Genomic DNA, 23,808 nt, shown 5'->3' with positions numbered 1-23,808 from the left:
CAATCCCCCGGCAGGACTGCGCGGCTGATCAGCGCGCGGCCACCAGTTTGATTTCCACTTTCCACGCCGGATTCGCCAGCTTGGCTTCCACCGTGGCGCGGGCGGGCACGTTGCCGGCCGGCACCCAGGCGTCCCAGGCGGCGTTCATCGCGTCGTAATCGGCCAAGTTGGCCAGGAAAATGGTGACGTCGACGATCTTGCTCTTGTCCGAATCCAGCTCTGCCAGCAGGGCATCGATCTGAGCGAGCACATTCTCGGTCTGGCCGCGCGCGTCGGCGTCGGTGTTTTCCGGCACCTGGCCCGCCAGGAAGATCAGGCCATTGGTGACCACGGCTTCGGCCAGGCGGGCGCCCTGCTTGTGACGGTAAATGCTCATATCGTTCTCCTTATTGGATGAGTGGGTGGGCATGACGGCTGATTCTAGCGATAAAGCGCTCAGCTGTCCCGCTGCGCCCGCTCCAGGTCCGCGATCAGCGCCGCTTCGCCCTCGACGCCGACCGAGAGGCGGATCAGGTTGTCGTGTATGCCCAGCGCCGCGCGGCGCTCCGCCGGAATCGACGCATGGGTCATCGCCGCCGGCAGGCAGACCAGACTCTCGACGCCGCCCAGGCTCTCGGCCAGCGTGAACAGTTTCAGCCTGGACAGGAAGGCCTTGACGTCTCCCTTCAGGTAGAACGACACGATGCCGCCGTAGCCCTGCATCTGGCGGCGCGCCAGCTCATGCTGCGGATGGCTCTCCAAGCCCGGATACAGCACTTTCTCCACCCAAGGCTGTGCTTCCAGCCAGCGCGCGATGGCCAGGCCGTTGCGGTTGTGCTGCTCGATGCGCAGCGCCAGCGTGCGCAGGCCGCGCAGCACCAGGAAGCTGGGGAAGGCGTCCAGGATGGCGCCCACCGCGTTGTGTAGGAAAGCCAGCTGCTCGGCCAGCTCCGGCTTGTCGCGGCTGACCACGGCCACGCCGGCCACCACGTCGGAATGGCCGTTCAGGTACTTGGTGGCGGAGTGGACGACGATGTCGAAGCCGAAGTCCAGCGGCCGCTGGTTGACCGGCGAGGCGAAGGTGTTGTCGACCACACCGATCAAGCCGTGGCGGCGGGCGATGGCGGACACCTGCTGCAGATCCACCAGCTGGTTCAGCGGATTGGACGGCGTTTCCACCCAGATCATCCGCGTGTTCGGCCGGATCGCGGCCTCCAGCGCGGCGCTGTCCTCGGAGGCGACATAGGTCACTTCCAGATTGGCGCTGGCCTTGCGCACCTTCTCGAACAGGCGGTAGGTGCCGCCATACAGGTCGTTGACCGCGATCAGGTGGCTGCCGGCCGGCAGCAGCTCCAGCACGGTGGAAATCGCCGCCAGGCCGGAACCGAAGGCGTAGCCGCGGGCGCCGCCCTCCAGTTCGGCCACCGCCCGCTCCAGCGCTTCGCGAGTCGGGTTCTGCGAGCGGGAATACTCATAGCCGGTATGTTCGCCCGGCGCGCTCTGGCGGTAGGTGGAGGTCGCGTAGATCGGCGGCATCACCGCGCCGAACGGGTCCTCGTGGGCGCCTGCGGTCACGGCCAGGGTGTGGAAATCGGTCATGTTTTATCCTTTCTCAAAATCATGCGCCCCGGCGCATGGCGCCGGGGCGGAAAATCGGTTTAAGCAGCGCGCGGCTGGCGTCGCCAGAACGACAGCAGGTCGGCCTGGGTAATCAGGCCCAGATAGCGTCCCTTGTCGACGATCAGCGCGATGTGGCCGTCGTTGAACACCTGCAGCAGATCCTGCAGCGAGGCCTGCGGCGACAGCGTGCGCACATGGCCGCTCATCGCCGTGGCCACGGTCTGGCGGAAGTTCTCCGGCTCGCCATGCACCGACAGCAGCAGATCCCACTCGTCCAGCACGCCAACCACCTTGTCGTCGTCCAGCACCGGCATCTGCGACACGTCGTGCAGCCGCATCCGCTGGTAGGCGACGTTGAGCGGCTCGTCCGGATGGCACGACACGGTGCTGCCGTCCTGATGGCGGCGGACGATCAGGTCGGTCAGCCCGCCCACCTCGGGCAGGCGCAGCATGCCCTGGTCCACCAGCCAGTCGCGGTTGTACATCTTGGACAGATACTTGTTGCCGCTGTCGCACACCAGCGTCACCACCCGCTTGGGCTCAGTCTGCTCGCGGCAGTAACGCAACGCCGCCGCCAGCAGCGCGCCGGACGACGAGCCGGCCAGAATGCCTTCGCTGCTCAGCAGTTGCTGCGCTGTGTCGAAGCTTTCCTGGTCGCTGATGCGGAAGGCGCGCTTCACCATCGACAGGTCGGTCAGCGGCGGGATGAAATCCTCGCCTATGCCCTCGATCAGCCAGCTGCCCGCCTGGCCGAAACTGCCGGTCTCGACGTAGTCGGCCATCACCGAGCCCACCGGGTCGGCCAGCACAAAGGCGGTGGCAGGCGATTGCGCGCGGAAGAAACGGGTCAGGCCGGTCAGCGTGCCACTGGAGCCGACGCCGACCACCACCGCGTCCACTTCGCCGTTCATCTGGCGGAAGATCTCTGGTCCGGTGGTGGTTTCGTGCGCCAGCGGATTGGCCGGATTGTTGAACTGGTCGATGTAGTAAGCGCCCGGCGTCTCGCTGGCGATGCGCGCCGCCATGTCCTGGTAATACTCCGGGTGGCCCTTGCCGACATCCGAGCGGGTCAGCACCACTTGGGCGCCCAGCGCCTGCAGGTGCAGAATCTTTTCCCGGCTCATTTTGTCCGGCACCACCAGCGTCAGTGGATAGCCCTTCTGCGCCGCCACCAGCGCGAGGCCGAGCCCGGTGTTGCCCGCGGTGGCCTCGATGATGGCGCCGCCGGGCTTCAGTTTGCCGTCGCGCTCGGCCGCCTCGATCATGGTCAGCGCGATGCGGTCCTTGATCGAGCCGCCCGGATTGTGGCTTTCCAGCTTCAGATACAACTCGCACGGGCCGGTGTCCAGATGGCTGACGCGGACCAGCGGCGTATTGCCGATCAACGATAGAACGCTATTTTCCTGCATTTCCATACTCCTGGCTATTTTAAAATTACTTTTAGTAATTTTTTGTTATATAAAAATTGCAAAAACTTCTACAAAATCGAAGTAGTCCTACTAAATATAATAAGCCTTCACACCACCGCACTGGCCTGCATGAAGCTGTAGAAGAATACCAGTTCCGGGTCGCTCCTAAGCAACCTCAATTCCTTTGTCATTGACTCGACCAGCTCGGCATCCACCCTGCCCGCTTCTATCAACTGGTCGGCGGCGGACAGCAAGAGCTCAGTCCAGTAATCCAGCACCTGCTGGCGCCGGTGCGGCTCGCGGCTGTCCAGATGCCAGGTTTTCACCTTGGTCTCCACATGGCGGAAGCCAAGCCGCATCAGGATGTTGCCCAGCTTGGCGCCGACAAAGGGATCGCCGCCCACCGACAGCTGGTGGTCGTTGAAAGCCATCCAGTACTTTTGCAGATTGGCCGAATACGGCGCCAGGAAGAAGGTGGCGTTCATCGCCTCCGTCGCGTACAACCTAGCGCCGGGCTTCAGCACCCGCCTCACTTCAGCCAGCACGCGCTCCGGCGAATGCACATGCTCGAGAATCCAGCACAGGAAGGCGCCGTCGAAGCTGGCGGGCGGGAAGTCCAGATCCTCGGCGTCCATGTGCAGCAGCGTCGCCCTGCCGTGCTCGGGGCTGCCTTGCAAGCGCTGGCGCGCCACCGCCAGCTGCCGCTGGCTGAAATCCAGGCCGGTGATGTCCACCTCTGGGAAGCGGCGCAGCAGAATCTCGGTCTGCGCGCCCACGCCGCAACCGACCTCCAGCAGCTTTTGCACGCCGGAAAAATCGACGTCGCGGTACACCATCGCCTCGGAAAAGCGCGCCTGGCGCACCAGCCTCGCCTGCTCGGTGGCGGAAAACCCGTGGATGTAAGGCAGATCGGACTGCGTCTGCGTCAATTGCAATGCACTCATCTCGATGACCTCGCTCGAATAGCAACAGGCCATCATTATATTTCTTTCAGCTATTTTGAAATCAAACTTTATTTTCTATTTGAATATAGAAAAAAACTCTAACGGCATGTCGGGCGATAAAAAACCCCGCATCGTCGGATGCGGGGTTGGCAATGAAAACGGGAATCAGGCGTCAGGCCAGCGCGGTCTGCCTCAGATTCTGCGAGAAACGCTGCAGCGCGGCGATGCCGGACGCTTCGGCGCGCGCGCACCAGTCCTGCAACTCCTGCAGCAATTGCTCGCGGGTCAGGCTGGAACGCTCCCACAGACGGGTCAGCTCCTGGCGCATATTGTAGATGGTCGCCAGCACGTGGCTCTGCTCCAGGATGCGGGCCAGTTGGTCGCGGTCGCACTCGGGCAGGTCTTTGGCGTCCTGCTTCAGCCACACCTTCATCTTGCGCGGCAGGTTGACCTGCGGCAACTCGGGCAGGCTCAGCTTGGCCAATTCCGCGCCGCACTCGGCCTTCAGCTCCCGCGCGTAACGCGAGGCGATCGCGTAGCGGTTGGCAATGATGGCCTGCAGGTGTTCCAGATCCAGCTGCGGGCGCGACGGATCGTGGGCCAGTTGCGGCGCCACCTTGCGCACCTTGGCCAGGCCGCAGATTTCCAGCATGCGGATGTACATCCAGCCGATGTCGAACTCGTACCACTTGTACGACAGTTTGGCCGAGGTGCCGAAGGTATGGTGATTATTGTGCAGCTCCTCGCCGCCCACCAGGATGCCCCAAGGCACCAGATTGGTGGAAGCGTCCTCGTTCTCGAAGTTGCGGTAGCCCCAGAAGTGGCCCAGGCCGTTGATCACGCCGGCGGCCCAGAACGGAATCCACACCATCTGCACGGCCCAGATCGACAGGCCGATCGGCCCGAACAGCGCCAGATCGATGAGCAGCATCAGCACGATGCCTTTGGCGTTGTGCTTGCTGTAGACATTGCGCTCCAGCCAGTCGTCAGGTGTGCCGTGGCCGAACTTGTCCATGATGGACTGGTCCTTGCAGGCGGCGCGGTACAGTTCGGCCCCTTCCCACAGCACCTTCTTGATGCCGAGCACCTGCGGGCTGTGCGGGTCTTCCTGGGTTTCGCAGCGCGCGTGGTGCTTGCGATGGATGGCCGCCCACTGCTTGGTGACCATGCCGGTGGTCAGCCACAACCAGAAACGGAAGAAGTGGCTGGGAATCGGGTGCAGGTCCAGCGCGCGGTGGGCCTGGTGGCGGTGCAGGAAAATCGTGACCGCGGCGATGGTGATGTGGGTCAGGATCAGGGCGGCGACGATATTGCCCCACCATGGCAGATCCAATAGACCGTTGAGCCAGTTCAGGTTCATGTATTCGATGCGTCCGTCGACTTAGAGACAAAGCTCTATTCTATAACAAGCCCTGCCGCCATGCAGAACCAAATTTGCCGGTCAAGCGCGCTGGGAGCGCATCCGCCGGTGCATTGGTGTACCATAGGGCATCATTTCACCCTAGTTCAGAAAAATACTAGTGTTGCCAAAACGTCGACTGATCATTGCCGGCGCCGCCATCGGCGGCTTGTTCGTCCTATACGCGGGCTCCAGCTACTGGGCCGGCGTCAAGGCCGAGGAAACCTTGCAGGAGCAGTACCGGATGCTCTCCGGCCTGCCGCTGTTCAAGGTCAAATCGCACAGCTATCAACGCGGCTGGTTCTCGTCCACCGAGACCACCGAGCTGGTGTTCAACCGCCATCTGTCCGGCCCGTACGAGAACATGCTGCCGGACAATATGAAGCCGCTGCTGAACTCCACGATCAAGTTCACCAACAACGTCAAGCACGGCCCGCTGCCGGGCCTGGCTGGCTTTGACTTCCGCCCCGGCCGCGCGCTGGTGCGCACCGAGTTCGCGATGAGCGACGCCACCCGCAAGACGCTGAAGACCTTCTTCGGCGACAAGGAGCCGATCGCCATCACCAACCGCATCGGCTTCGGCGGCGGCGGCCTGCTGGAAGTGGCGGTGCCCGCCTTCGACTACGAAGAGGCGCTGTCCGGCGTCAAGATGAAATGGAAAGGCTTCGACCTCAAGGTCGATTACGCCAACGGCTACAAGGAATACAAGACCGAGGCGCTGTCGCCCGGCTTCCTGCTGGAAGCCGCCAGCAAGGGCAGCATCTCGTTCGAAGGCGTGCGTTATGTGTCCGACATGCGTCCGGGCAACACCGGCATCAAGCTCGGCACCAGCGAACTGACCATAGGCAATGTGCAGCTGAGCTCGCGTGAGAGCGTGCCGTACAGCATCAAGCTGAACGAGCTGATCTACCTGATGACCCGCGTCCGCGTCGGCGAGTTCGTCAATCCGTCCGGCGAGTTCAAGCCGTCGTCGGTGGTGCTGAAGAACTTCAGCTACCAGATCGTCACCAGCGAGCAGGACGAATTCGTCAACACCCGCGGCAAGGTGAACTTCGCAGAGCTGAGCTTCAACGCCAACCGCTACGGCCCGCTGCGGCTGGACGTGTCCGCCAACCACCTGCACGGCCCGACGCTGGTGAAGCTGGACAAGGCGATCAGCGAGATTCCGTTCGAAGGCGTGGATCCGGCGGTGCTGCGCAAGCAATACGTCGACACCATCAAGAAGAACGCGATCCCGCTGCTGGAAAACAATCCCAAGCTGCTGATCAACGAGTTCTACCTGAAGATGCCGGCCGGCGAGGCCAAGCTGCAGGGCAGCCTGGGCATCAACGGCTTCACCCCGGCCGACTTGAACGACATCACGCAGCTGGCCAAGCGCATCGAAGCCGACGCCAAGCTGAGCCTGCCGCGCCAGACGCTGGAAGAGCTGGTGCTGACCCAGGCCCGCAACCTGTTCACTGTCGATCAGAGCGCCGAAGAGCAGCCGAACATGCAGGAAGTGGAAGACCTGGCCAGAAGCCTGCTGGACAGCCAGCTGACGCAATGGAAATCGGGCGGCTATCTGGTGGAGGACAACGGCCAGATTTCCACCGACCTGAAATACGACGCCAAGGGCCTGACCATACACCAGCAGAAGGTGCCGCTGCCGTGGGAGGAAAGCGAGGAAACCATCGACGCCTCCGCTCCCGCCGCGGAACCAAGCAAGCCTGCGGCGAAGAAATAAGCCGGACGCAAAAAAGGGCTGTCGCAACGACAGCCCTTTTTTCTTGCATCCCACAGATCAGGAAGCGTCTTCCATCTGGCTTTGCAGATAGTTCTGCAGGCCGACTTTCTCGATCAGGCCCAGCTGGGTCTCCAGCCAGTCCACGTGCTCTTCCTCGCTCTCCAGGATGTCTTCCAGCATGTCGCGGCTGACGTAGTCCTTGGAGGTTTCACAGTAGGCGATGGCCTCGCGCAGCAGCGGCAGCGCCTCCAGCTCCAGCTTCAGGTCGCACTCCAGCATTTCCTTCGGATTCTCGCCGATGTGCAGCTTGCCCAGGTCCTGCAGATTGGGCAGCCCTTCCAGAAACAGCACGCGCTCGATCAGCTTGTCGGCGTGCTTCATTTCGTCGATGGATTCTTCATACTCGTGCTCGTTCAGCTTCTTCAAGCCCCAGTTCTTGTACATGCGGGCATGCAGGAAGTACTGGTTGATCGCGGTGAGCTCGTTCTTGAGAATCTGGTTCAGGTACTTGATGACCTTCTTGTCGCCTTGCATGTCATATTCTCCTGAAAAATCGTCCAGGCATTATGGCACAGCAGGCGCATAGCTCAAGGCATAAATGGGAACAGCCAGCTCGCGGGCTGGCAGAAGGGCGGCTTGCCCCCTTGGGAGAAGATCAGGCGGCGGTGCGGGCCACCGAGCAAGCGGTCAGTTCGCTTTGCGCGTCCTTGCGTATCTGATTGGCCATGCAGGCGCACTTGCCGCAATCGGAGGCGACGCCCAATTCCCGACGCAGGTCGCACATGCGCGTGGCACCGCCATGAACCGCCTGGCGGATCTGGCTGTCGGTCACTGCATTGCACAAGCAGACATACATCGGAAGCCCCCTCTGGCTTACAATCAAGAATAATTATCATCATCATAGAAATAAACAAGAATGATTGTCAATAACAAAGCGCGTCAGTGGAAGCCAAATGCAACAGTCGCCGCCATCATCGAGCGCGACGGCCGCTTCCTGATGATCGAGGAGGAAACGCCGGACGGCCTGCGGCTCAACCAGCCCGCCGGCCATCTGGAGCGCGGCGAGACGCTGCTGCAAGCGGTGGCGCGCGAGACCCGGGAGGAAAGCGGCTGGCTGTTCACGCCGCGCGGCCTCACCGGCATCTACCTGGCCGACGCTCAGGATGGCGACATCACCTATATGCGCTTCGCCTTCCACGGCGATGCCGTCCCGCCCGGCTCCCCGCCGCGGCTGGACGAGGGCATCGTCGCCGTGCACTGGCTGGCCTACGAGGACATCGCCACGCAGACTGCGCGGCTGCGCAGCCCGGTGGTGCTGCAATGCCTGGCAGACTATCGCAATGGCATCGCGTATCCTCTGCAACTGATAAGCGACCTGCGCTGACCCGCCCGCCACAGGATGTCCGATGCGACTATTGATACCGCTGCTGCTTGCCCTGCTCCTTCCCGCCGCGCGCGCCGACGGGCTAAACATCTGTTATCATTACGGATGTTCCAGGCACGCCCAATTCGACATCTCCGACGAGGAGCATGACTGGCTGGCCGCGCGCATGAGCCGATCCGACTCCGCCGCGTCCGAGCGCGAAGCGGTGGCCGACGCCGTTCTGACGCTGTATCGCATCGCCGCGCGCGACACGCCGATCTGGCAGGACAAAGGCGGCAATTTCCGCGACGGCCCGGCTCAAGGCCGGATGGACTGCGTGGACCACAGCAGCAACGTCACCACTTTCCTCAACTACCTGCAGCGGCAGGGATGGTTGAAATTCCACCGCGCGGCGCCACCTGAATGGCGGGCGCCGTGGATTCTGGATCTGCACTACACCGGCGTGCTGCACGACAACGCCGCCAATCAGGATTGGGCGGTGGACACCTGGTTCAAGGATTTCGGGGAACCGCCCGTGGTGGTTCCCCTTTCAATTTGGATGACGGGATACGAGCCCCCGGCCGTATCCGAGCCTGTCAGACAGGCAAGCAAAAGCAAGGAAGGAAACGCCCCGTGACGGGTAAGAAACGCATAGTCGTCGGCATGTCCGGCGGCGTGGATTCGTCGGTGACCGCCTGGCTGCTGAAGCAGCAAGGCCATGAAGTGATCGGCGTGTTCATGCAGAACTGGGAAGACGACAACGACGACGAATACTGCTCGATCAAGCAGGACGCGCTGGACGCGATGAGCGTGGCCGACATCGTCGGCATCGACATGGAAATCGTCAACTTCGCCAAGGAATACAAGGACCGCGTGTTCTCGTACTTCCTGAAGGAATACTCGGCCGGCCGCACGCCGAACCCGGACGTGCTGTGCAACGCCGAAATCAAGTTCAAGGCCTTCCTCGACTACGCGATGGAGCTGGGCGCCGACTGCATCGCCACCGGCCACTACGCCCGCAAGCTGGAACAGGACGGCACCCACTACCTGATGAAGGCGGTGGACCACACCAAAGACCAGAGCTACTTCCTGTACCGCCTGCAGCAGCATCAACTGGCCAAGGCCATCTTCCCGCTGGGCGACATCCGCAAGACAGAAGTCCGCCAGCTGGCCGAACAGGCCGGCCTGCCGACCGCGGCCAAGAAGGACTCCACCGGCATCTGCTTCATCGGCGAACGCCCGTTCCGCGAATTCCTGAAGCGCTACCTGCCCACCTCGCCCGGCCAGATGGTGACGCCGGACGGCAAGGTGGTGGGCGAGCACATCGGCCTGATGTACTACACGCTGGGCCAGCGCAAGGGCCTGACCATAGGCGGTTCGCGCGACGGCAACGGCGAGCCGTGGTTCGTCGCCGGCAAGGATATCCCGGCCAACAGGCTGATTGTGGTCCAGGGCCACGACCACCCGCTGCTGCTGAAGCCGACGCTGGCGATGGCCGACCTCAGTTGGACGCTGCCGGACGCGCCGCAGCCTGGCGAATACAGCGCCAAGAACCGCTACCGGATGGCGGACGCCGCCTGTTCGCTGTCGCCCATCGTCGACGGCCAGGCCACGCTTACCTTCACGGAAAAGCAATGGGCGGTCACCCCCGGCCAATCGGCCGTGCTCTACCACGGCGACATCTGCCTGGGCGGCGGCATCATCCGCTAAGCCCCGACAGACAAAGCCCCGCAACGCGGGGCTTTTTCATTGCTGGTTCAGGCCTGCGGCAAGGGTTGCAGCCGCCTCAGCCATAAACTGACCCCCATCAGGACCAGCAAGGCCAGCGCCAACGCCGAAGCCACGCCGTGCCAGCCGCCGCGCCCCCACATCAAGCCCGACATCGTGCCGAACACGCTGGAGCCCAGATAGTAGGCAGTCAGATACAGCGCCGAAGCTAAGGCCCTGCCCTCTCGGGCTCTCAGGCCCACCCAGCTGCTGGCCACCGAGTGCGCGGCGAAGAAGCCGAAGGTGAACAGCGCCACGCCCGGCACCAGCAGCCACAAGGTGTCGCCCAGCGTCAGCAGCAGTCCCGCCAGCATCATCGCCACCATCATCCACAACACATTGCGCCGCCCCAGGCCGTCGGCCAGCCGGCCCACCCAGGCGGACGACCAGATGCCCACCACATACAGCGAGAACACCAGCGCCAGCGCGCTCTGGCTCAGATTGAACGGCGCGGCCAGCAGGCGGAAGCCCAAATAGTTGTACAGGCTGACGAAACAACCCATCAACAGGAAGGCGGTGAGGAACAGCCACGGCAGGCCGCCGTCACGCAGCATGCCGCGCAACTCGCGCCCCATGCGGGCGAAATCATGGCGTCGGGGTTGGAAATGGCGCGAGGCCGGCAGCAAGCGCCAGAACTGCCAGGCGCCGACGCAGCCGATCACGGCCAACGCCAGCACCGCGCCGCGCCAGCCGACGTGATCGGCCAGCAGCGAAGCCAACAGCCGGCCGCACATGCCGCCCAAGGCGTTGCCGGCGATGTAGAGCCCCATGGAATGGCCCAGCGATTTGGCGTCCACCTCCTCGCTCAAATAGGCCATCGCCACCGCCGGCAAGCCGGCCATCACCAGGCCGAACACCGCCCGCAACTGCAGAAAAGCGCCAAAGCCAGCGACGAAGGCCGACATCAGCATCAACACCGCGCCCAAGGCCAGCGCCAAATTCATCAAAACGCGGCGGCCGAAGCGGTCGGCCAGCAGACTGGCCGGAATCAAGGCCAGCGCCAGCGCGCCGGTGGACATCGACACCACGCCGCTGGCCGCGGCCGGCGTCAGCGAAAAATCATGGGCGAACAGCGGCATCAAGGGCTGGGTGCCGTAAACCATGGAGAAGGTGCAGAAACCGCCGATGAACATGGCGCGCGCGGTAGAGCGGAAAGCCGGCGTGCCGGCATGCAGCTTGGCGGCGGGCGGCTCGGAAATGGTTTGGCTGTCTTGCAGCGCAACGGAGGGGACGGACACGGCATCAATCTCTTCTTCAACGACACCGTCAGCTTAGGCTTGGGAAAAACCTCAGTCCAATATATATTTCAACCACGATTAATACTTTTAAAATATCAATATGGAACTGCGCCATCTGCGCTACTTCATCGCCGTGGCCGAAGAGCTGCACTTCACCCGCGCGGCCGAGCGGCTGCACATCGGCCAGCCGCCGCTGAGCCAGCAGATCCAGGCGCTGGAGGCAGAGCTGGGCGCGCCGCTGTTCCGCCGCCACCAGCGCAAGGTGGAGCTGACGCCCGCCGGGCAACAGCTATTGCCGCGCGCGCGCCAGATCCTGGCCGACAGCGCGGCCGCCGCCGCCGCGGTGCGCCGCGCCGCCAACGGCGAAACCGGCGAGCTGCGCATCGGCTTCACCTCGTCCTTGCCACTGACGCCCATCCTGCACCACAGCCTGCAGCATTACCGTCGGGACTATCCCGAAGTCAGGCTGACGCTAAGCGAAATGTTCACCGCCGGCCAATTCGACGCGCTGGAGCGCCGCCAGCTGGACCTGGGTTTCGTCCGTTTCAACGGCCCAACGCCCAGCCCCTTGATCCGGGTGGAGGAGCTGCACCGCGACCGGCTGCTGGCGGTGGTGCCCAGCGCCCATCCGCTGGCCGCGGAAAAAGCGCTGGCGCTGAGCCGGCTGGCCGGCGAGCCGCTGATCGGCTATCCGCGCGAATCCGGCTCCGGCCTCAGCGATGTGGTGCGCCAACTGGCGCTGCAGAACGGGCTGGAATTGAAAATGGTGCAGGAGGCGGGCGAGGCGATCACCCAGATCGGCCTAGTGGCGGCCGGCGTCGGCATCGCCATCCTGCCCTCGCCGCTGGAATGCGTGCAGATACCGGCGGTGCGCTACGTGCCGCTAGCCGACGACGGCGCCTATCTGTCGATGGGCATCGCCGTCCGCCGCGACGAGAACTCGCCGCTGGTGGCCAATTTCCTGGCCGGAGTGCGGGGAGACTAACGGCCGCCCGACACGTCCAGCAGGCTGCCGGTGCAGAATGAGGCGGCGTCGGACAGCAGCCAGACGATGGCCTCCGCCACCTCTTCCGGCTGGCCGCCGCGCCGCATCGGCACCGTAGGCGCCAGCCGCGCCACGCGACCCACCTCGCCGCTGGCGGCGTGGATATCGGTTGCAATCAGGCCGGGACGCACCGCGTTGACGCGTATGCCCTCTTCCGCCACCTCGCGCGCCAGGCCCAGGGTCAGCGTGTCTATCGCGCCCTTGCTGGCGGCGTAATCGATGTATTCGCCAGCGGAACCCAGCCGCGACGCGGCCGAGGACACATTGACGATGGCGCCGCCGTCGCCGCCATGGCGGGTGGACATGCGCCTCACCGCCTCGCGGCAGCACAGCAGCGGCCCCAGCACGTTGACGCGCAACACCCGCTCCACCCGCTCGGCGCTGTAATCCTCCAGCCGGCACATCGGCGCGGTGACGCCGGCGTTGTTGACCAGCCCGTCCAGCCTGCCGTAATGGCACATCGCATCGTCGAAGAGCCTGACAATGGCCTTTTCATCGGACGCGTCGGCGCGGAACAGCTGCACCGCATCGCCCAGCTCGGCCTTCAGCGCGGCGGCGCTGGCTTCGTCCGTACAGTAATTGGCAGCCACCCGCCAGCCGGCGGCGACCAGCAAGCGCGTGGTGGCCGCGCCGATTCCGCGCGTGCCGCCGGTCACCAAGGCGACTTTGCCGTCCATCCTAGCCTCTCCTCAGAAATTGCTGATGCCAGCGGGTGCGTGCGGCGCGCGCCTCGCCGAACAAACGGTTCAGGCCCTCCGCATCGCCGGCTTCCAGCAACGCTGCCATCCGGTCCAGGCCGGCTCGGTAATCGGCCAGCTCGGCCAGCAAGGCATCGCGGTTGGCCAGGCTGATGTCGGTCCACATCTCGGGATGGCTGCCGGCGATGCGGGTGAAATCGCGGAAGCCGGTGGCGGCGAAATCGAAGCAGCGCTCGGCGTTAGCCTTGGCCGCCACCCGGTCCACATAGGCGAAGGCCAGCAAATGGGGAAGATGGCTGACGCTGGCGAACACCGCATCGTGCTCGGCGGCGTCCATGCAGTGGATTTCCGCGCCGCAGGCGCGCCACAGATCCGCCACGGCGTCCACCGCCTCGGGCGCGGTTTCCGCCAGCGGCGTCAGCACCACGCGGCGGTTCTCGTACAGGCCGTATTGGGCGGCCACCGCGCCCGACATGTCGGAGCCGGCGATCGGGTGGGCCGGCACGCACCACGGCAGGTGATCGGGCAAGTATTGGCGGTACAACGCGGCCACATCGCTCTTGGTGCTGCCGCCGTCGGTGACCACCGTCCCCGGACGCAGCTCCGGCGCCAGCGCCGCCAGCAACGCGCCCATCTGGCCCACCGGCGACGCCAGCAGCACCATGTCGGCGCGATGGGCGACAGCGCCGATGTCCTGGCTGATCTCGTCCGCCACGCCCAACGTCAGCGCTTTTTCCAGATTGGCCAGCGTGCGCCCGACGCCGATCACGGTCTTCACCCTGCCGGCGCGCTTGAGCGCCAGCGCGAACGAGCCGCCGATCAGGCCGACGCCCGCCACCACCAGGGTGTCTATCTGCTGCTGCACCTGCATCCCCCTTGTCCTGCCGCCACTTCCGCGGCGAGAAGGTCTATCATAAACAATTTTGCCGCCATGGCCAGTCTGGAGATTTGGATGACCGCGACGCTGTATTGTTACTTCAAGGCGCCTGCCGAGCCTGAAACCGTGCTGGGCAGATTCCGCGCGCTGCAGATGGAGCTGGCCGCCGCCGGCTGGACCGGCGAGCTGCTGCGCCGCTGCGACGACGCCGACACCTGGATGGAGGTCTACCCCGGCATCGCCGACCGCGACGTATTCCGCTCGGCCTGGCAGGCGGCCCGCCTGCGCCATGGTCTGTCCCTGCCGGCCAGCGAGGAATGGTTTCAGCCGCTATAGCCGCAAAACGGACGGGCAAGAAAAAGCCGGGCGCGCGGCCCGGCCAAAACAAACACGATTAACGAGAGAAACCGAAACCCCCGCGCTGAGGCGGCAGCCAAACGGTCAGGCGAACACTATAACCAGCGCCGCCCATTCTCCCAAATCACTTGTTCTGCTTAGCAAATCACCGTCAGCCGCGCTGGACGGCCGCCTCGCCTGCCGGCTGCGGAGCGCGGCCCACCAGGCGGTCCACCCACAACGCGACCACGCCGTCGCCGGCCACATTGCAGGCGGTGCCGAAACTGTCCTGCGCCAGATAGAGCGCGATCATCAGCGCCAGGCTGGCTTCGGGGAAACCCAATACGCTAGACAGGATGCCCAGCGCCGACATCACGCCGCCGCCCGGCGCACCCGGGGCGGCCACCATGGTCACGCCCAGCAGCAGGATGAAGGGCAGCATCACGTCCCAGCCTGGCACTTCCAGACCATGGGTCATCAGCATCACCGCGGTAGCGCAGCTCACCAGCGTGATGGTGGAGCCGCACAGGTGAATGGTGGCGCACAGCGGCATCACGAAATTCACCACCGGCGGCGACACCTTCATTTTGCCGGCCGAGCGCAGCGCCACCGGGATGGTGGCGGCGGACGACATGGTGCCCAGCGCGGTGAAATAGGCCGGCAGCATCGCGCGCAGCAGCGACAGCGGATTGCGGCCCAGCAGCGTGCCGCTGGCGCCGTACAGCGCGGCCAGCCACAGCCAGTGCAGGGCAATCGCCATCAGCAACACCACGCCGAAGGTTTTCAGCGTGGCGAAGGCGGTGCCGGCGGCGGCCATGTCGGCGAATTCGCAGGCGATGTAGGCCGGCAGCAGCGGCACCAGCACACGCGCCAGCACCATCTCGACAATGTCCTTGCCCTGATCGGCGATCTCGCGCAGCCGCGCCGCGCCGGTGGCGGCGATGCCCAGGCCGAAGACGAAGGCCAGCATCAGCGCCGTCATCACGTCGAACAGCGGCTTGATCTCCAGCTTGAACAGCGGCGCCAGCTTGTCGGCGGCGGCCGGAACGGCGGCTGCCTCGCCCAGCCATTGCGGCAGAAATGTGGATGCCGCGGCAAAAGCCAGCACGCCGGACAGAATGGTGGACGCGTAAGCCAGGCCCACGGTCCAGCCCAGCATGCGGCCGGACCCGGTCTCCAGCGCGGCGATGCCGCTCATGATGTAGAACACGATGATCAGCGGGATCATGAAGCCGATGAACTGGCTGAACAGTCCTTTGAAAGTCAGCATCAGCGTCAGCAGCGGTCCGGGCGCGTACAGGCCCAGCAGCAGGCCGACCGCCATGCCGGCCAGCAGTTTAAGAATCAATTTCACAGGCAACCTCTTCCGGGTTATCCAGCCCGCCGCGCCTGGCGCGACGCCGGACAAAACCCGTCCGCTCCGGCGCGATCGGATCGATTCGGAAGAAGAGAGGGAGCCGGCCGGCGCGGCAAGCGGAACATTGCGCCGACGTTCCCCGGCGCCATGCATCAGGCTTGTTGTAGTAAGGCTTGCCGCAATGCCTGCAGCAAAGGTGAAGGCATCCAGACGCGCTCGCCCAGGCGAGCCAGCGGCCAGATGCCTATCAGGCTATTGGAGAGAAACACCGCGTCAGCGTCAATCAAATCGGCAGCAGAAAGTCGCTTTTCTGAAAATTTAAGTCCGAAATTTGAAATATTATCCGTCAACCAATCCCGCACCGCGCCGTTCACGCCGCAGCGATCGAGCAAAGGGGTCTGGATCTCCCCGCACCGCAGCAGGTAGACATTGCTCATCGTGCCCTCGGCCAGCCAGCCATCCTGGTCCAGCAATAGGCCTTCCTGTATCGCCGGGTCGTTCCATTCGGACCGCGCCAGCACGCTCTCCAGCCGGTTCAGGTGCTTGACGCCGGCCAGGCGCGGCTGCAGCGACAGCCTCAGCTCGCACCAGCGCGCCTCGATGCCCCGCTCGCCGTACTCTGCCGGATAACCGTCCCACGATACGGCCGATACGATGCGTGTCGGGGCGCCGGCGCCGGCCATCGCGTAGCCGCGCGCGCCGACGCCGCGGGTGATCACGATCTTGCCCACCGCCAACGCGTGTTCGCTGCCCAGCGCCATCAATTCGTCCAGCAACAGCTGCTCGTCCGGCAGCGTCAATGCCAGCCGCGCGGCGTCGTCGGCCAGCCGCGCGTACTGCCAGCGCCACATCCATGGCCGGCCGTGGCGCAACTGCATGGTGCGGAACACGCCGTCGCCGTAATTGAAGCCGCGGTCCAGCGCCGACACCGCCTCGCCCGGCAGACCGTTGACCAGCATCGCCATCAGGCCTGCTCCACGCCCAGCGCCCTGAGCAGGCCCCGCGCCTTGTGGCGGGTTTCCTGCAATTCGCGCTCGGGATCGGAATCGGCGACGATGCCGCCGCCGGCGCGGAAGCGCAGCTTGCCGCCTTCCTGCATGAAGGTGCGGATCAGGATGTTGAAGTCCATGGTGCCGTCGCGGTTCAGATAGCCGAGGCTGCCGGTATAGGCCCGGCGCGCGCTGTTTTCCAGCTCGCGGATGATCTGCATGGTCCGCACCTTGGGACAGCCGGTGATAGTGCCGCCGGGGAACAGCGCGCGCAGCACGTCCGCCGGCGCGACGTCGTCGCGCAGCTTGCCGCGGACATTGGACTCGATGTGATGGACGTAGGCATAGCTGGCCACCGCCATCAGCTCGTTGACCTCGACCGTGCCCGGGCGGCTGATGCGGCCCAGATCGTTGCGCTCCAGATCGATCAGCATCACATGCTCGGCGCGCTCCTTGATGCTGGTGATCAGCCGCTTCTTCAGCTCGGCGTCCTCGGCCGGATCGGTCGAACGCGGATGGGTGCCGGCGATCGGCCGGGTCTCGGCCCAGCCGTCGCGCACCCGCACCAGCCGCTCCGGCGACGAGCTGACGATCTGCGCGTCGCCGAAGTCCGCCAGCGCCGAGAACGGCGCCGGATTGGCGCGGCGCAGCGCGGCGAACAGATCCGGCGCGGCGATGCCATCGGCCAGCTCCGCCCGCCAGCCGCGCGAGATGTTCACCTGGAACACGTCGCCTTCGTAGATGTAGCGCTTGAGACGGGCCACCGCGTCGGTGTACCACTCCGGCGGATCCTCCTCCAGGCCGGCCAGCGCCACCGCCTTGGGCGCGAAAGCCGGCTTCGCCGCCACCAAGCGTTCCAGCGCATGCCAGTCGTCGGCGGTCTCGCCGACCAGCCAGGCCTCGTTCTTGGCGCGGTCCACCAGCACCGCGGCGGGCGCGCGCGCCCATACCGCCAATGGGAAGCTGTCCGGCAAGGCTGAGGGCACACGCGGCTCGAATTCCGACAACAGATCGTAAGCTAGGTAGACGAACCAGCCGCCGACGAAAGGCAGGCCGTGCGGATTGGACACCGCCTGCGGCCTGAATGCGCGCACCTCGTCGAGAAAAGCCTGCCCCTCGCCCGCCATGAACACGCGCCGCTCGCTCTGCATCAGCAGCAGATCCCAGCCGCCGTCGCCGGACGATTGCATCAGATAGGGAAAGTTTTCGCGATCGGCGGCATGCAGCGCCAACAGATCGGGAATGAAGTCGAGTTTCTGAGTGAACATCTACGATCCTGGGCCGGCAAGGCCCGGCACTGATTTGCAACACCGCCGCCCACCTTGAGCGGCGGCGAAAAAAGAAAAACCGCTGCGAGTGTAACGCAGCGGTTCGCTCTGTCAATCGCCTGCGGCGACGATCAGACCCGTTTGAACACCAGGGTGCCGTTGGTGCCGCCGAAACCGAAGGAGTTGGAAATACCCACCTCGATCTTCATGTCGCGCGCGGTGTTGGCCACGTAATCCAGATCGCAGCCGGCCTCCAGATCCTGCTCGACCAGATTGATGGTCGGCGGGGACACCTGGTTGTGGATCGCCAGAATGGTGTAAATCGCCTCCACGCCGCCTGCGCCGCCCAGCAAATGGCCGGTCATCGACTTGGTGGAGTTGACCACCAGCTTCTTGGCGTGATCGCCGAAAGCCATTTTGATGGCAGTCGTTTCGTTGGCGTCGCCCAGCGGAGTGGACGTGCCATGAGCGTTCACGTACTGCACCGCGTCGGCGTTGATGCCGGCGTCGCGCAGCGCGTTGCTTACGCCGCGGGCCGGACCTTCGGAGCTGGGCGCGGTGATGTGGTGCGCGTCCGAACTCATGCCGAAGCCGATCAGCTCTGCATAGATCTTGGCGCCGCGCTTCACCGCATGGTCATAATCCTCCAGCACCAGCACACCGGCGCCTTCGCCCATCACGAAACCGTCGCGGCCCTTGTCCCATGGTCGGGACGCGGCCTCGGGGTCGTCGTTGCGGGTGGACATCGCCTTCATCGCGGCGAAGCCGCCGATGCCCAGGCGCGAAACCGCGCCCTCGGAACCGCCGGCCACCATGATATCGGCGTCGCCGTACTGAATCAGGCGAGCGGCGTCGCCGATGCAGTGCGCGCCGGTGGTGCAGGCGGACACGATGCCGTAGCTGGGTCCCTGATAGCCCTTCAGGATGGAAACCTGGCCGGCGATCAGGTTGATCAGCGAGCCCGGAATGAAGAACGGGCCGATCTTGCGCGGACCGCCCTCCATCAGCGCCACGCCGGTATCCTCGATCAGCGGCAAGCCGCCGATGCCGGAACCGATGTTGACGCCGACGCGGGTCTTGTCCAGACCCGGGATGTCATCCAGCCCGGCGTCGGCGACGGCCTGCAGGGCCGCGGCGATGCCGTAATGAATGAACAGATCGTTGCGCCGCGCTTCCTTCGGCGTAATGTAATCGCCGATATTGAAGCCCTTGACCTCGCCCGCGATCTGGCAAGCCATGTCGCTGGCGTCGAATCGGGTGATCTTGGCGATGCCGCTCTTGCCGGCCAACAGGTTGGCCCAGCCGGTGGCGACATCGTTGCCGACCGGGGACACATGGCCCAGGCCGGTGACTACTACTCTGCGTTTGGACACGAAGAATCTCCGTGATAGATGGGAGGGCAGTCTCCCGATGAAACCACGCGCGTCTGACAAGCACAAGTCAGGTTCAAACGCGCGTTTGGAACCTTCTTAACAAAAGAACCTCTGCAGGCGAGCCGAAGCACCACCACGCAGAGGTCCTGGTCCCGAAAAGAGGGATTACTTGTTCAGATGGCCAGTCACGTAGTCGATGGCTTGTTGAACCGTGGTGATCTTCTCGGCTTCTTCGTCCGGGATCTCGCACTCGAACTCTTCTTCCAGTGCCATCACCAGTTCAACGGTATCCAGGGAATCGGCGCCCAGATCGTCGACGAAAGAGCTTTCCACCTTGATTTCGGCTTCGTTCACGCCCAGTTGCTCGGCAACGATCTTCTTGACGCGCGCTTCGATGTTTTCCATTTGTTTAAACCCTTGACCTTTCTGATTCGGGATCACAAAACCCCGGTATTCTACAAAAAAAAATTAGAGCAGCCTACCTAAATCTCTATCCAGCGCTAGCCGGACAGAAATTAAGGCATCAGCATGCCGCCATTAACGTGCAAAGTCTGGCCCGTAATGTAGGATGCCCGGTCCGACGCCAGGAATACCACGGCATCGGCAATGTCCTTGGCATCGCCCAAACGGCCCAGCGAAATCTGCCCAACCAGCGTCTCGCGCTGCGCTTCCGGCAGCGCGCGGGTCATGTCGGTGTCGATAAAGCCCGGAGCCACGCAGTTGACTGTGATGTTGCGGCTGCCTACCTCGCGAGCCATTGACTTGGTGAAGCCCATGATGCCAGCCTTGGCGGCCGCATAATTGGCCTGACCGGCGTTGCCCATCGCGCCCACCACAGAGGCGATGTTGATGATGCGGCCGCTACGGACCTTCATCATGCCGCGCATCACGGCCTTGGACGTCTTGAACACCGACTTCAGATTGGTATCCATGATCGCGTCCCAATCCTCATCCTTCATCCGCATCAGAAGACCGTCGCGGGTGATGCCGGCATTATTGACAAGAACCGCCACGGCGCCGAACTCCTTCTCAACCGACTCGATCAGCGCCTCGACGGCGCCCTCCTCGGTGACGTTCAGCACGCGGCCGGCCCCGCCGGCTGCCGACAGGCGCTCATGAATGGCGGCCGCGCCGGATTCGGACGTGGCGGTGCCGACGACCACTGCGCCCTCGGCGGCCAGCGCGTCGGCGATCGCCGCGCCTATGCCGCGCGAGGCGCCGGTCACCAACGCCACTTTGCCTTGCAGACTCATCAATGTGTCTCCTTATTGTCAACATCCCACCCGGCACCAGCCTAGAGAGGGACGATAGCAACCCGGCATCAAGCCGGCCCGCTGGAATTTCCCGTCAGACCAACTCTTCGCGCGCGGCTTCGAGCGCCGCGCGGTTGGTCAGCGCCAGGCACGTGATGTCACTGTCGATGCGCTTGGCAAGCCCGGCCAACACTTTACCCGGACCGCATTCCGCCATCATCGTCACGCCGTCAGCGGCCAACTTCTGGATTGTCTCAGTCCAGCGCACCGGCATGTAAAGCTGGCGAATCAGCGCGTCGCGGATCTGCGATACATCGCTGTAACTGGCGACATCAGCGTTGTGCAGCACCGGAATCGCCGGCGCGCTCAGATGCACGTCTTGCAACGCCTCGGCCAGACGCTCGGCAGCCGGCCGCATCAACGAGCAATGCGACGGCACCGATACCGGCAAAGGCAGCGCGCGTTTGGCGCCCTTGGCCTTGCACAGCTCTATCGCCCGCTCCACCGCAGCCGTGTGTCCCGCGATCACCACCTGGCCCGAGGAGTTGAAATTGGCGGCCTCCACCACTTCACCCTGAGCGGCCTCAATGCAGGCCGCATGGATGTCTTCGTTGGACAGATTGATGATGGCTGCCATAGCGCCGGCTCCAGCCGGCACCGCGGCCTGCATCGCCTCGGCGCGCACGCGCACCAGCTTCACCGCCTCGGAAAACGGCAGCGCGCCAGCCGCCACCAGGGCGGTGTATTCGCCCAAGCTATGGCCGGCCACGATGGACGGCTGCTTGCCGTTCAGCTCCTGCCACGCCAGATAAGTGGCATAACCAGCGGCCAGCATGATGGGCTGGGTGTTCACGGTAGCGTTTCTCGCATCGGCGCCATCGGCCTGCAACATCGCCCACAGATCCAGCGACAAGGTGTCCGACGCTTCTTCGAAAGTATGTTGCACCACGGGCAGGTCGGCGAAGCCGTCCATCATTTTCAGACTCTGCGAGCCCTGTCCCGGAAAAAGAAAAGCAAAAGCCATAGTCGACTCCACAGAATTCGACGCAAAGGATGACGCAAAGCGGCCGGTCGCGCCACGCCGCCGATCAATAAACGTTGTCATTATCGGCGATCATGCGGCGAAAAAGCCACTTTGCGGAATTCCAATCAGAAGGTCAGCAGCACCGCGCCCCAGGCGAAACCGCCGCCGATGCCCTCCAGCATCACGGTTTGGCCACGCTGAATACGCCCATCCCTCACCGCGACATCCAGCGCCAGCGGGATGGAGGCTGCCGAAGTATTGCCCTGCTCCGGCAAAGTGACGACAACCTTATCCATGGACAGGCCCAAATGCTTGGCCGTGGACTCGATAATGCGTAGATTGGCCTGGTGCGGGACCAACCAATCCAGATCGGCCTTATCGACGCCCGCCTCGGCCAGCGTGGCAGCGGCGATTTCAGACAGCGACTTGACGGCGAACTTGAACACCGCCGGGCCATCCATGTGCAGATAGGGCATGCCCTGAATCTTGCCGCCGGAGATTTGCGCCGGAGTATTCAGCAAGCCCTGATAACGACCGTCGGCCGCCAGCTTGGCATGCAGGATGCCGGGCTCGTCGGACGCGCCCAGCACCACCGCGCCGGCGCCGTCGCCGAACAGCACGCAGGTCCGGCGATCATCCCAGTCCAGCACGCGCGACATGATTTCCGCGCCGATCACCAGCGCCTTCTTCGACATGCCGCTCTTGATGTAGGCGTTGGCGGTGGCCAGCGCGTAAGCGAAGCCGGCGCACACCGCCTGCACGTCGAAAGCCGGCACGCCGGGCAAGCCCAGCTTCTCCTGCAAGATGCAGGCGGTGCTGGGGAAAATCATGTCGGGAGTAGTGGTGGCGACGATGATCAGGTCGATCTCGCCCTTGTCGATGCCGGCGCTGGCGATGGCGGCTTCCGCCGCCCTCAGCGCCAGATCGCTGGTCTTGTGCCCTTCATCGGCAATATGGCGCGCGCGGATGCCGGTGCGAGAGACAATCCACTCGTCGCTGGTTTCCACCCGTTCGGCCAATTGCGCATTGGTGAGCACCTGGGACGGCAGGAAGCTGCCAGTGCCGAGAATGCGGGAATAGCCCATATGTTTCAGTTCGCTTCCGCCTCGGATTGCTTGAGGTTGTCTAGTTGTTTGGCAACCCGATCGGCGATGTGTGCAATCACGTCGGAACCGGCCTCCTCGCATGCCTGCGCCAACGCGTAACGAAATCCCGTGACATCGGCGCCGCCGTGGCTTTTCACCACGATGCCGCGCAGGCCCAGCAAGCTGGCCCCATTGTAGCGGCGCGGATCGATGCGCTTCTTGAAAAGGCCCAGCACCGGCAGCGCGGCCAACGCGCACAAGCGCGTCCACCAGCTGCGGCCGAACTCTTCCTTCAGGAATACGGCGAACATGTGCGCCAGCCCCTCAGCTGTCTTGAGCGCCACATTGCCGGTAAAACCATCGCAGACTACCACATCGGTCGTGCCCTTGCAGATGTCGTCACCTTCCACGTTGCCGTAGAAATTCAGCTCCGACTGGCGCAACAGCTCGGCAGTCTTCTTGATATTGTCGTTGCCCTTGATATCTTCGCTGCCGATATTCAACAGGCCGACGGAAGGATTGGCCTTGCCTTGCAGGCAGGCCATCAGTTCGGAACCCATGATGCCGAACTGCAAAAGTTGTTCTGGGGTGCAATCGACGTTGGCGCCCAGATCCAGCACGCAGGAAGTGCCCTTTACATTGGGCAGCAGCTTGGCGATGGCGGGACGGTCGATGCCCGGAATGGTCTTGAGGACGAAGCGCGCGGTAGCCATCAGCGCGCCGGTGTTGCCGGCGGAGACTGCGGCCTGCGCCCTGCCTTCCTTGACCAGATTGATCGCCACCCGCATCGACGAATCTTTTTTATTCTTGAGGGCGAGCTGAGGCGCCTCGTCCATTCCCACCACTTGGGTGGCGTGCTGGATGAGGATGCGCTCACGCACGGCGCCATCGTGCAGGGCCAATTCAGCCTCCAGGGCTGGCTGGTCGCCTACGAGAATCAGATGGATGTCGGGGTGGTCTTGCAGGAATTGGATCGATGCCGGGACGGTAACCTTGAGGCCAACGTCACCGCCCATAGCATCAACCGCGACGGTGATAGTCATCAACGATTGCGGTATAAA

25 protein-coding genes are annotated in these 23,808 nt (G+C 63.9%); 6 read left to right on the top strand and 19 right to left on the bottom strand.

The features are described from left to right. Positions 1 to 28 precede the first annotated feature (28 nt). The 5 genes from LQR33_RS01025 to LQR33_RS01005 all read right to left on the bottom strand — a co-directional run bounded on the left by LQR33_RS01025 (position 29) and on the right by LQR33_RS01005 (position 5,312). Positions 29 to 376 carry a RidA family protein gene (locus LQR33_RS01025; protein ID WP_021478614.1) on the bottom strand — a complete coding sequence of 116 codons (348 nt, stop codon included), beginning with the start codon at positions 374 to 376 and terminating at the stop codon, positions 29 to 31. A 59-nt stretch (positions 377 to 435) separates the two neighbouring features. Further along, positions 436 to 1,578, bottom strand: a complete 1,143-nt coding sequence (locus tag LQR33_RS01020; protein WP_166437972.1) for a trans-sulfuration enzyme family protein — start codon at positions 1,576 to 1,578, stop codon at positions 436 to 438. A gap of 59 nt (positions 1,579 to 1,637) precedes the next feature. Further along, positions 1,638 to 3,008 carry a pyridoxal-phosphate dependent enzyme gene (locus LQR33_RS01015; protein WP_166437971.1) on the bottom strand — a complete coding sequence of 457 codons (1,371 nt, stop codon included), beginning with the start codon at positions 3,006 to 3,008 and terminating at the stop codon, positions 1,638 to 1,640. A 107-nt stretch (positions 3,009 to 3,115) separates the two neighbouring features. Next, positions 3,116 to 3,952, bottom strand: a complete 837-nt coding sequence (locus LQR33_RS01010; protein WP_104948164.1) for a class I SAM-dependent methyltransferase — start codon at positions 3,950 to 3,952, stop codon at positions 3,116 to 3,118. A gap of 172 nt (positions 3,953 to 4,124) precedes the next feature. Beyond that, the gene (locus LQR33_RS01005; RefSeq protein ID WP_021478610.1) at positions 4,125 to 5,312 is read right to left on the bottom strand and encodes a DesA family fatty acid desaturase; all 1,188 of its coding nucleotides are present in this window, start codon (positions 5,310 to 5,312) and stop codon (positions 4,125 to 4,127) included. A 160-nt stretch (positions 5,313 to 5,472) separates the two neighbouring features. Between LQR33_RS01005 and LQR33_RS01000 the strand changes: the two genes are divergently transcribed. Continuing rightward, entirely contained in the window at positions 5,473 to 7,074 is a 1,602-nt protein-coding gene (locus LQR33_RS01000; RefSeq protein WP_231467052.1) for a YdgA family protein, read from the top strand. 57 nt (positions 7,075 to 7,131) lie between these two features. Here the strand turns inward: LQR33_RS01000 and bfr are convergent, their stop codons facing one another. Both bfr and LQR33_RS00990 read right to left on the bottom strand, forming a co-directional pair. Beyond that, positions 7,132 to 7,608, bottom strand: coding sequence for a bacterioferritin (gene bfr / locus LQR33_RS00995; RefSeq protein ID WP_046155655.1), 477 nt, complete (start codon positions 7,606 to 7,608; stop codon positions 7,132 to 7,134). 121 nt (positions 7,609 to 7,729) lie between these two features. Beyond that, positions 7,730 to 7,930, bottom strand: a complete 201-nt coding sequence (locus tag LQR33_RS00990) for a (2Fe-2S)-binding protein (protein ID WP_114059845.1) — start codon at positions 7,928 to 7,930, stop codon at positions 7,730 to 7,732. Between the two features lie 60 nt (positions 7,931 to 7,990). Between LQR33_RS00990 and LQR33_RS00985 the strand changes: the two genes are divergently transcribed. From LQR33_RS00985 to mnmA, 3 genes are read left to right on the top strand one after another with little or no spacing between them, the layout of a single operon-like run. Beyond that, positions 7,991 to 8,458: an NUDIX hydrolase gene (locus tag LQR33_RS00985; RefSeq protein WP_231467050.1), complete on the top strand. Its 468-nt coding sequence runs from the start codon at positions 7,991 to 7,993 to the stop codon at positions 8,456 to 8,458. A 22-nt stretch (positions 8,459 to 8,480) separates the two neighbouring features. Then, positions 8,481 to 9,074 carry a hypothetical protein gene (locus tag LQR33_RS00980; RefSeq protein WP_221664289.1) on the top strand — a complete coding sequence of 198 codons (594 nt, stop codon included), beginning with the start codon at positions 8,481 to 8,483 and terminating at the stop codon, positions 9,072 to 9,074. Next, on the top strand, positions 9,071 to 10,147 hold the full coding sequence (gene mnmA / locus LQR33_RS00975) for a tRNA 2-thiouridine(34) synthase MnmA (protein ID WP_221667064.1): 1,077 nt from the start codon (positions 9,071 to 9,073) through the stop codon (positions 10,145 to 10,147). The genes LQR33_RS00980 and mnmA overlap by 4 nt, the downstream gene beginning before the upstream one ends. A 47-nt stretch (positions 10,148 to 10,194) precedes the next feature. Here mnmA and LQR33_RS00970 read toward each other — a convergent pair whose 3' ends face one another. Beyond that, positions 10,195 to 11,442 carry an MFS transporter gene (locus LQR33_RS00970; RefSeq protein ID WP_321206494.1) on the bottom strand — a complete coding sequence of 416 codons (1,248 nt, stop codon included), beginning with the start codon at positions 11,440 to 11,442 and terminating at the stop codon, positions 10,195 to 10,197. A gap of 100 nt (positions 11,443 to 11,542) precedes the next feature. Between LQR33_RS00970 and LQR33_RS00965 the strand changes: the two genes are divergently transcribed. Beyond that, positions 11,543 to 12,427, top strand: a complete 885-nt coding sequence (locus LQR33_RS00965; RefSeq protein WP_166437968.1) for a LysR family transcriptional regulator — start codon at positions 11,543 to 11,545, stop codon at positions 12,425 to 12,427. Here the strand turns inward: LQR33_RS00965 and LQR33_RS00960 are convergent. Both LQR33_RS00960 and LQR33_RS00955 read right to left on the bottom strand, forming a co-directional pair. Then, the gene (locus LQR33_RS00960) at positions 12,424 to 13,164 is read right to left on the bottom strand and encodes an SDR family oxidoreductase (RefSeq protein ID WP_231467048.1); all 741 of its coding nucleotides are present in this window, start codon (positions 13,162 to 13,164) and stop codon (positions 12,424 to 12,426) included. The two genes, LQR33_RS00965 and LQR33_RS00960, sit on opposite strands and share 4 nt — an antisense overlap. A gap of 1 nt (position 13,165) precedes the next feature. After that, positions 13,166 to 14,056, bottom strand: coding sequence for a prephenate dehydrogenase (locus LQR33_RS00955; protein WP_205692329.1), 891 nt, complete (start codon positions 14,054 to 14,056; stop codon positions 13,166 to 13,168). An 81-nt stretch (positions 14,057 to 14,137) separates the two neighbouring features. Between LQR33_RS00955 and LQR33_RS00950 the strand changes: the two genes are divergently transcribed. After that, entirely contained in the window at positions 14,138 to 14,398 is a 261-nt protein-coding gene (locus tag LQR33_RS00950) for a DUF4936 family protein (protein WP_166437966.1), read from the top strand. 172 nt (positions 14,399 to 14,570) lie between these two features. Here LQR33_RS00950 and LQR33_RS00945 read toward each other — a convergent pair whose 3' ends face one another. The 9 genes from LQR33_RS00945 to plsX all read right to left on the bottom strand — a co-directional run bounded on the left by LQR33_RS00945 (position 14,571) and on the right by plsX (position 23,790). Continuing rightward, a complete protein-coding gene (locus LQR33_RS00945; protein WP_231467045.1) occupies positions 14,571 to 15,752 on the bottom strand; it encodes a dicarboxylate/amino acid:cation symporter in 1,182 nt (393 codons plus the stop codon). A 155-nt stretch (positions 15,753 to 15,907) separates the two neighbouring features. Continuing rightward, entirely contained in the window at positions 15,908 to 16,720 is an 813-nt protein-coding gene (gene pabC, locus LQR33_RS00940) for an aminodeoxychorismate lyase (RefSeq protein ID WP_231467043.1), read from the bottom strand. Then, positions 16,720 to 18,012 carry an aminodeoxychorismate synthase component I gene (locus LQR33_RS00935; RefSeq protein ID WP_231467041.1) on the bottom strand — a complete coding sequence of 431 codons (1,293 nt, stop codon included), beginning with the start codon at positions 18,010 to 18,012 and terminating at the stop codon, positions 16,720 to 16,722. The genes pabC and LQR33_RS00935 overlap by 1 nt, the downstream gene beginning before the upstream one ends. A 131-nt stretch (positions 18,013 to 18,143) precedes the next feature. Further along, the gene (fabF, locus tag LQR33_RS00930; protein ID WP_166437962.1) at positions 18,144 to 19,385 is read right to left on the bottom strand and encodes a beta-ketoacyl-ACP synthase II; all 1,242 of its coding nucleotides are present in this window, start codon (positions 19,383 to 19,385) and stop codon (positions 18,144 to 18,146) included. A gap of 165 nt (positions 19,386 to 19,550) precedes the next feature. Then, positions 19,551 to 19,790 carry an acyl carrier protein gene (acpP, locus tag LQR33_RS00925; RefSeq protein WP_043596572.1) on the bottom strand — a complete coding sequence of 80 codons (240 nt, stop codon included), beginning with the start codon at positions 19,788 to 19,790 and terminating at the stop codon, positions 19,551 to 19,553. A gap of 110 nt (positions 19,791 to 19,900) precedes the next feature. Continuing rightward, entirely contained in the window at positions 19,901 to 20,638 is a 738-nt protein-coding gene (fabG, locus tag LQR33_RS00920) for a 3-oxoacyl-ACP reductase FabG (protein WP_166437961.1), read from the bottom strand. Positions 20,639 to 20,732: 94 nt separating this feature from the next. Beyond that, the gene (fabD, locus tag LQR33_RS00915; RefSeq protein ID WP_166437960.1) at positions 20,733 to 21,662 is read right to left on the bottom strand and encodes an ACP S-malonyltransferase; all 930 of its coding nucleotides are present in this window, start codon (positions 21,660 to 21,662) and stop codon (positions 20,733 to 20,735) included. A 125-nt stretch (positions 21,663 to 21,787) separates the two neighbouring features. Beyond that, positions 21,788 to 22,747: a beta-ketoacyl-ACP synthase III gene (locus LQR33_RS00910; RefSeq protein ID WP_166437959.1), complete on the bottom strand. Its 960-nt coding sequence runs from the start codon at positions 22,745 to 22,747 to the stop codon at positions 21,788 to 21,790. Positions 22,748 to 22,752: 5 nt separating this feature from the next. Then, a complete protein-coding gene (plsX, locus tag LQR33_RS00905; RefSeq protein WP_166437958.1) occupies positions 22,753 to 23,790 on the bottom strand; it encodes a phosphate acyltransferase PlsX in 1,038 nt (345 codons plus the stop codon). Between the last annotated feature and the right edge of the window lie 18 nt (positions 23,791 to 23,808).

Source organism: Chromobacterium piscinae (genome assembly GCF_021129175.1).
GTDB lineage: Bacteria > Pseudomonadota > Gammaproteobacteria > Burkholderiales > Chromobacteriaceae > Chromobacterium > Chromobacterium piscinae.
The sequence above is the reverse complement of the archived record's forward strand: the minus strand, read 5'-3'. Positions and strand labels throughout refer to the sequence as shown.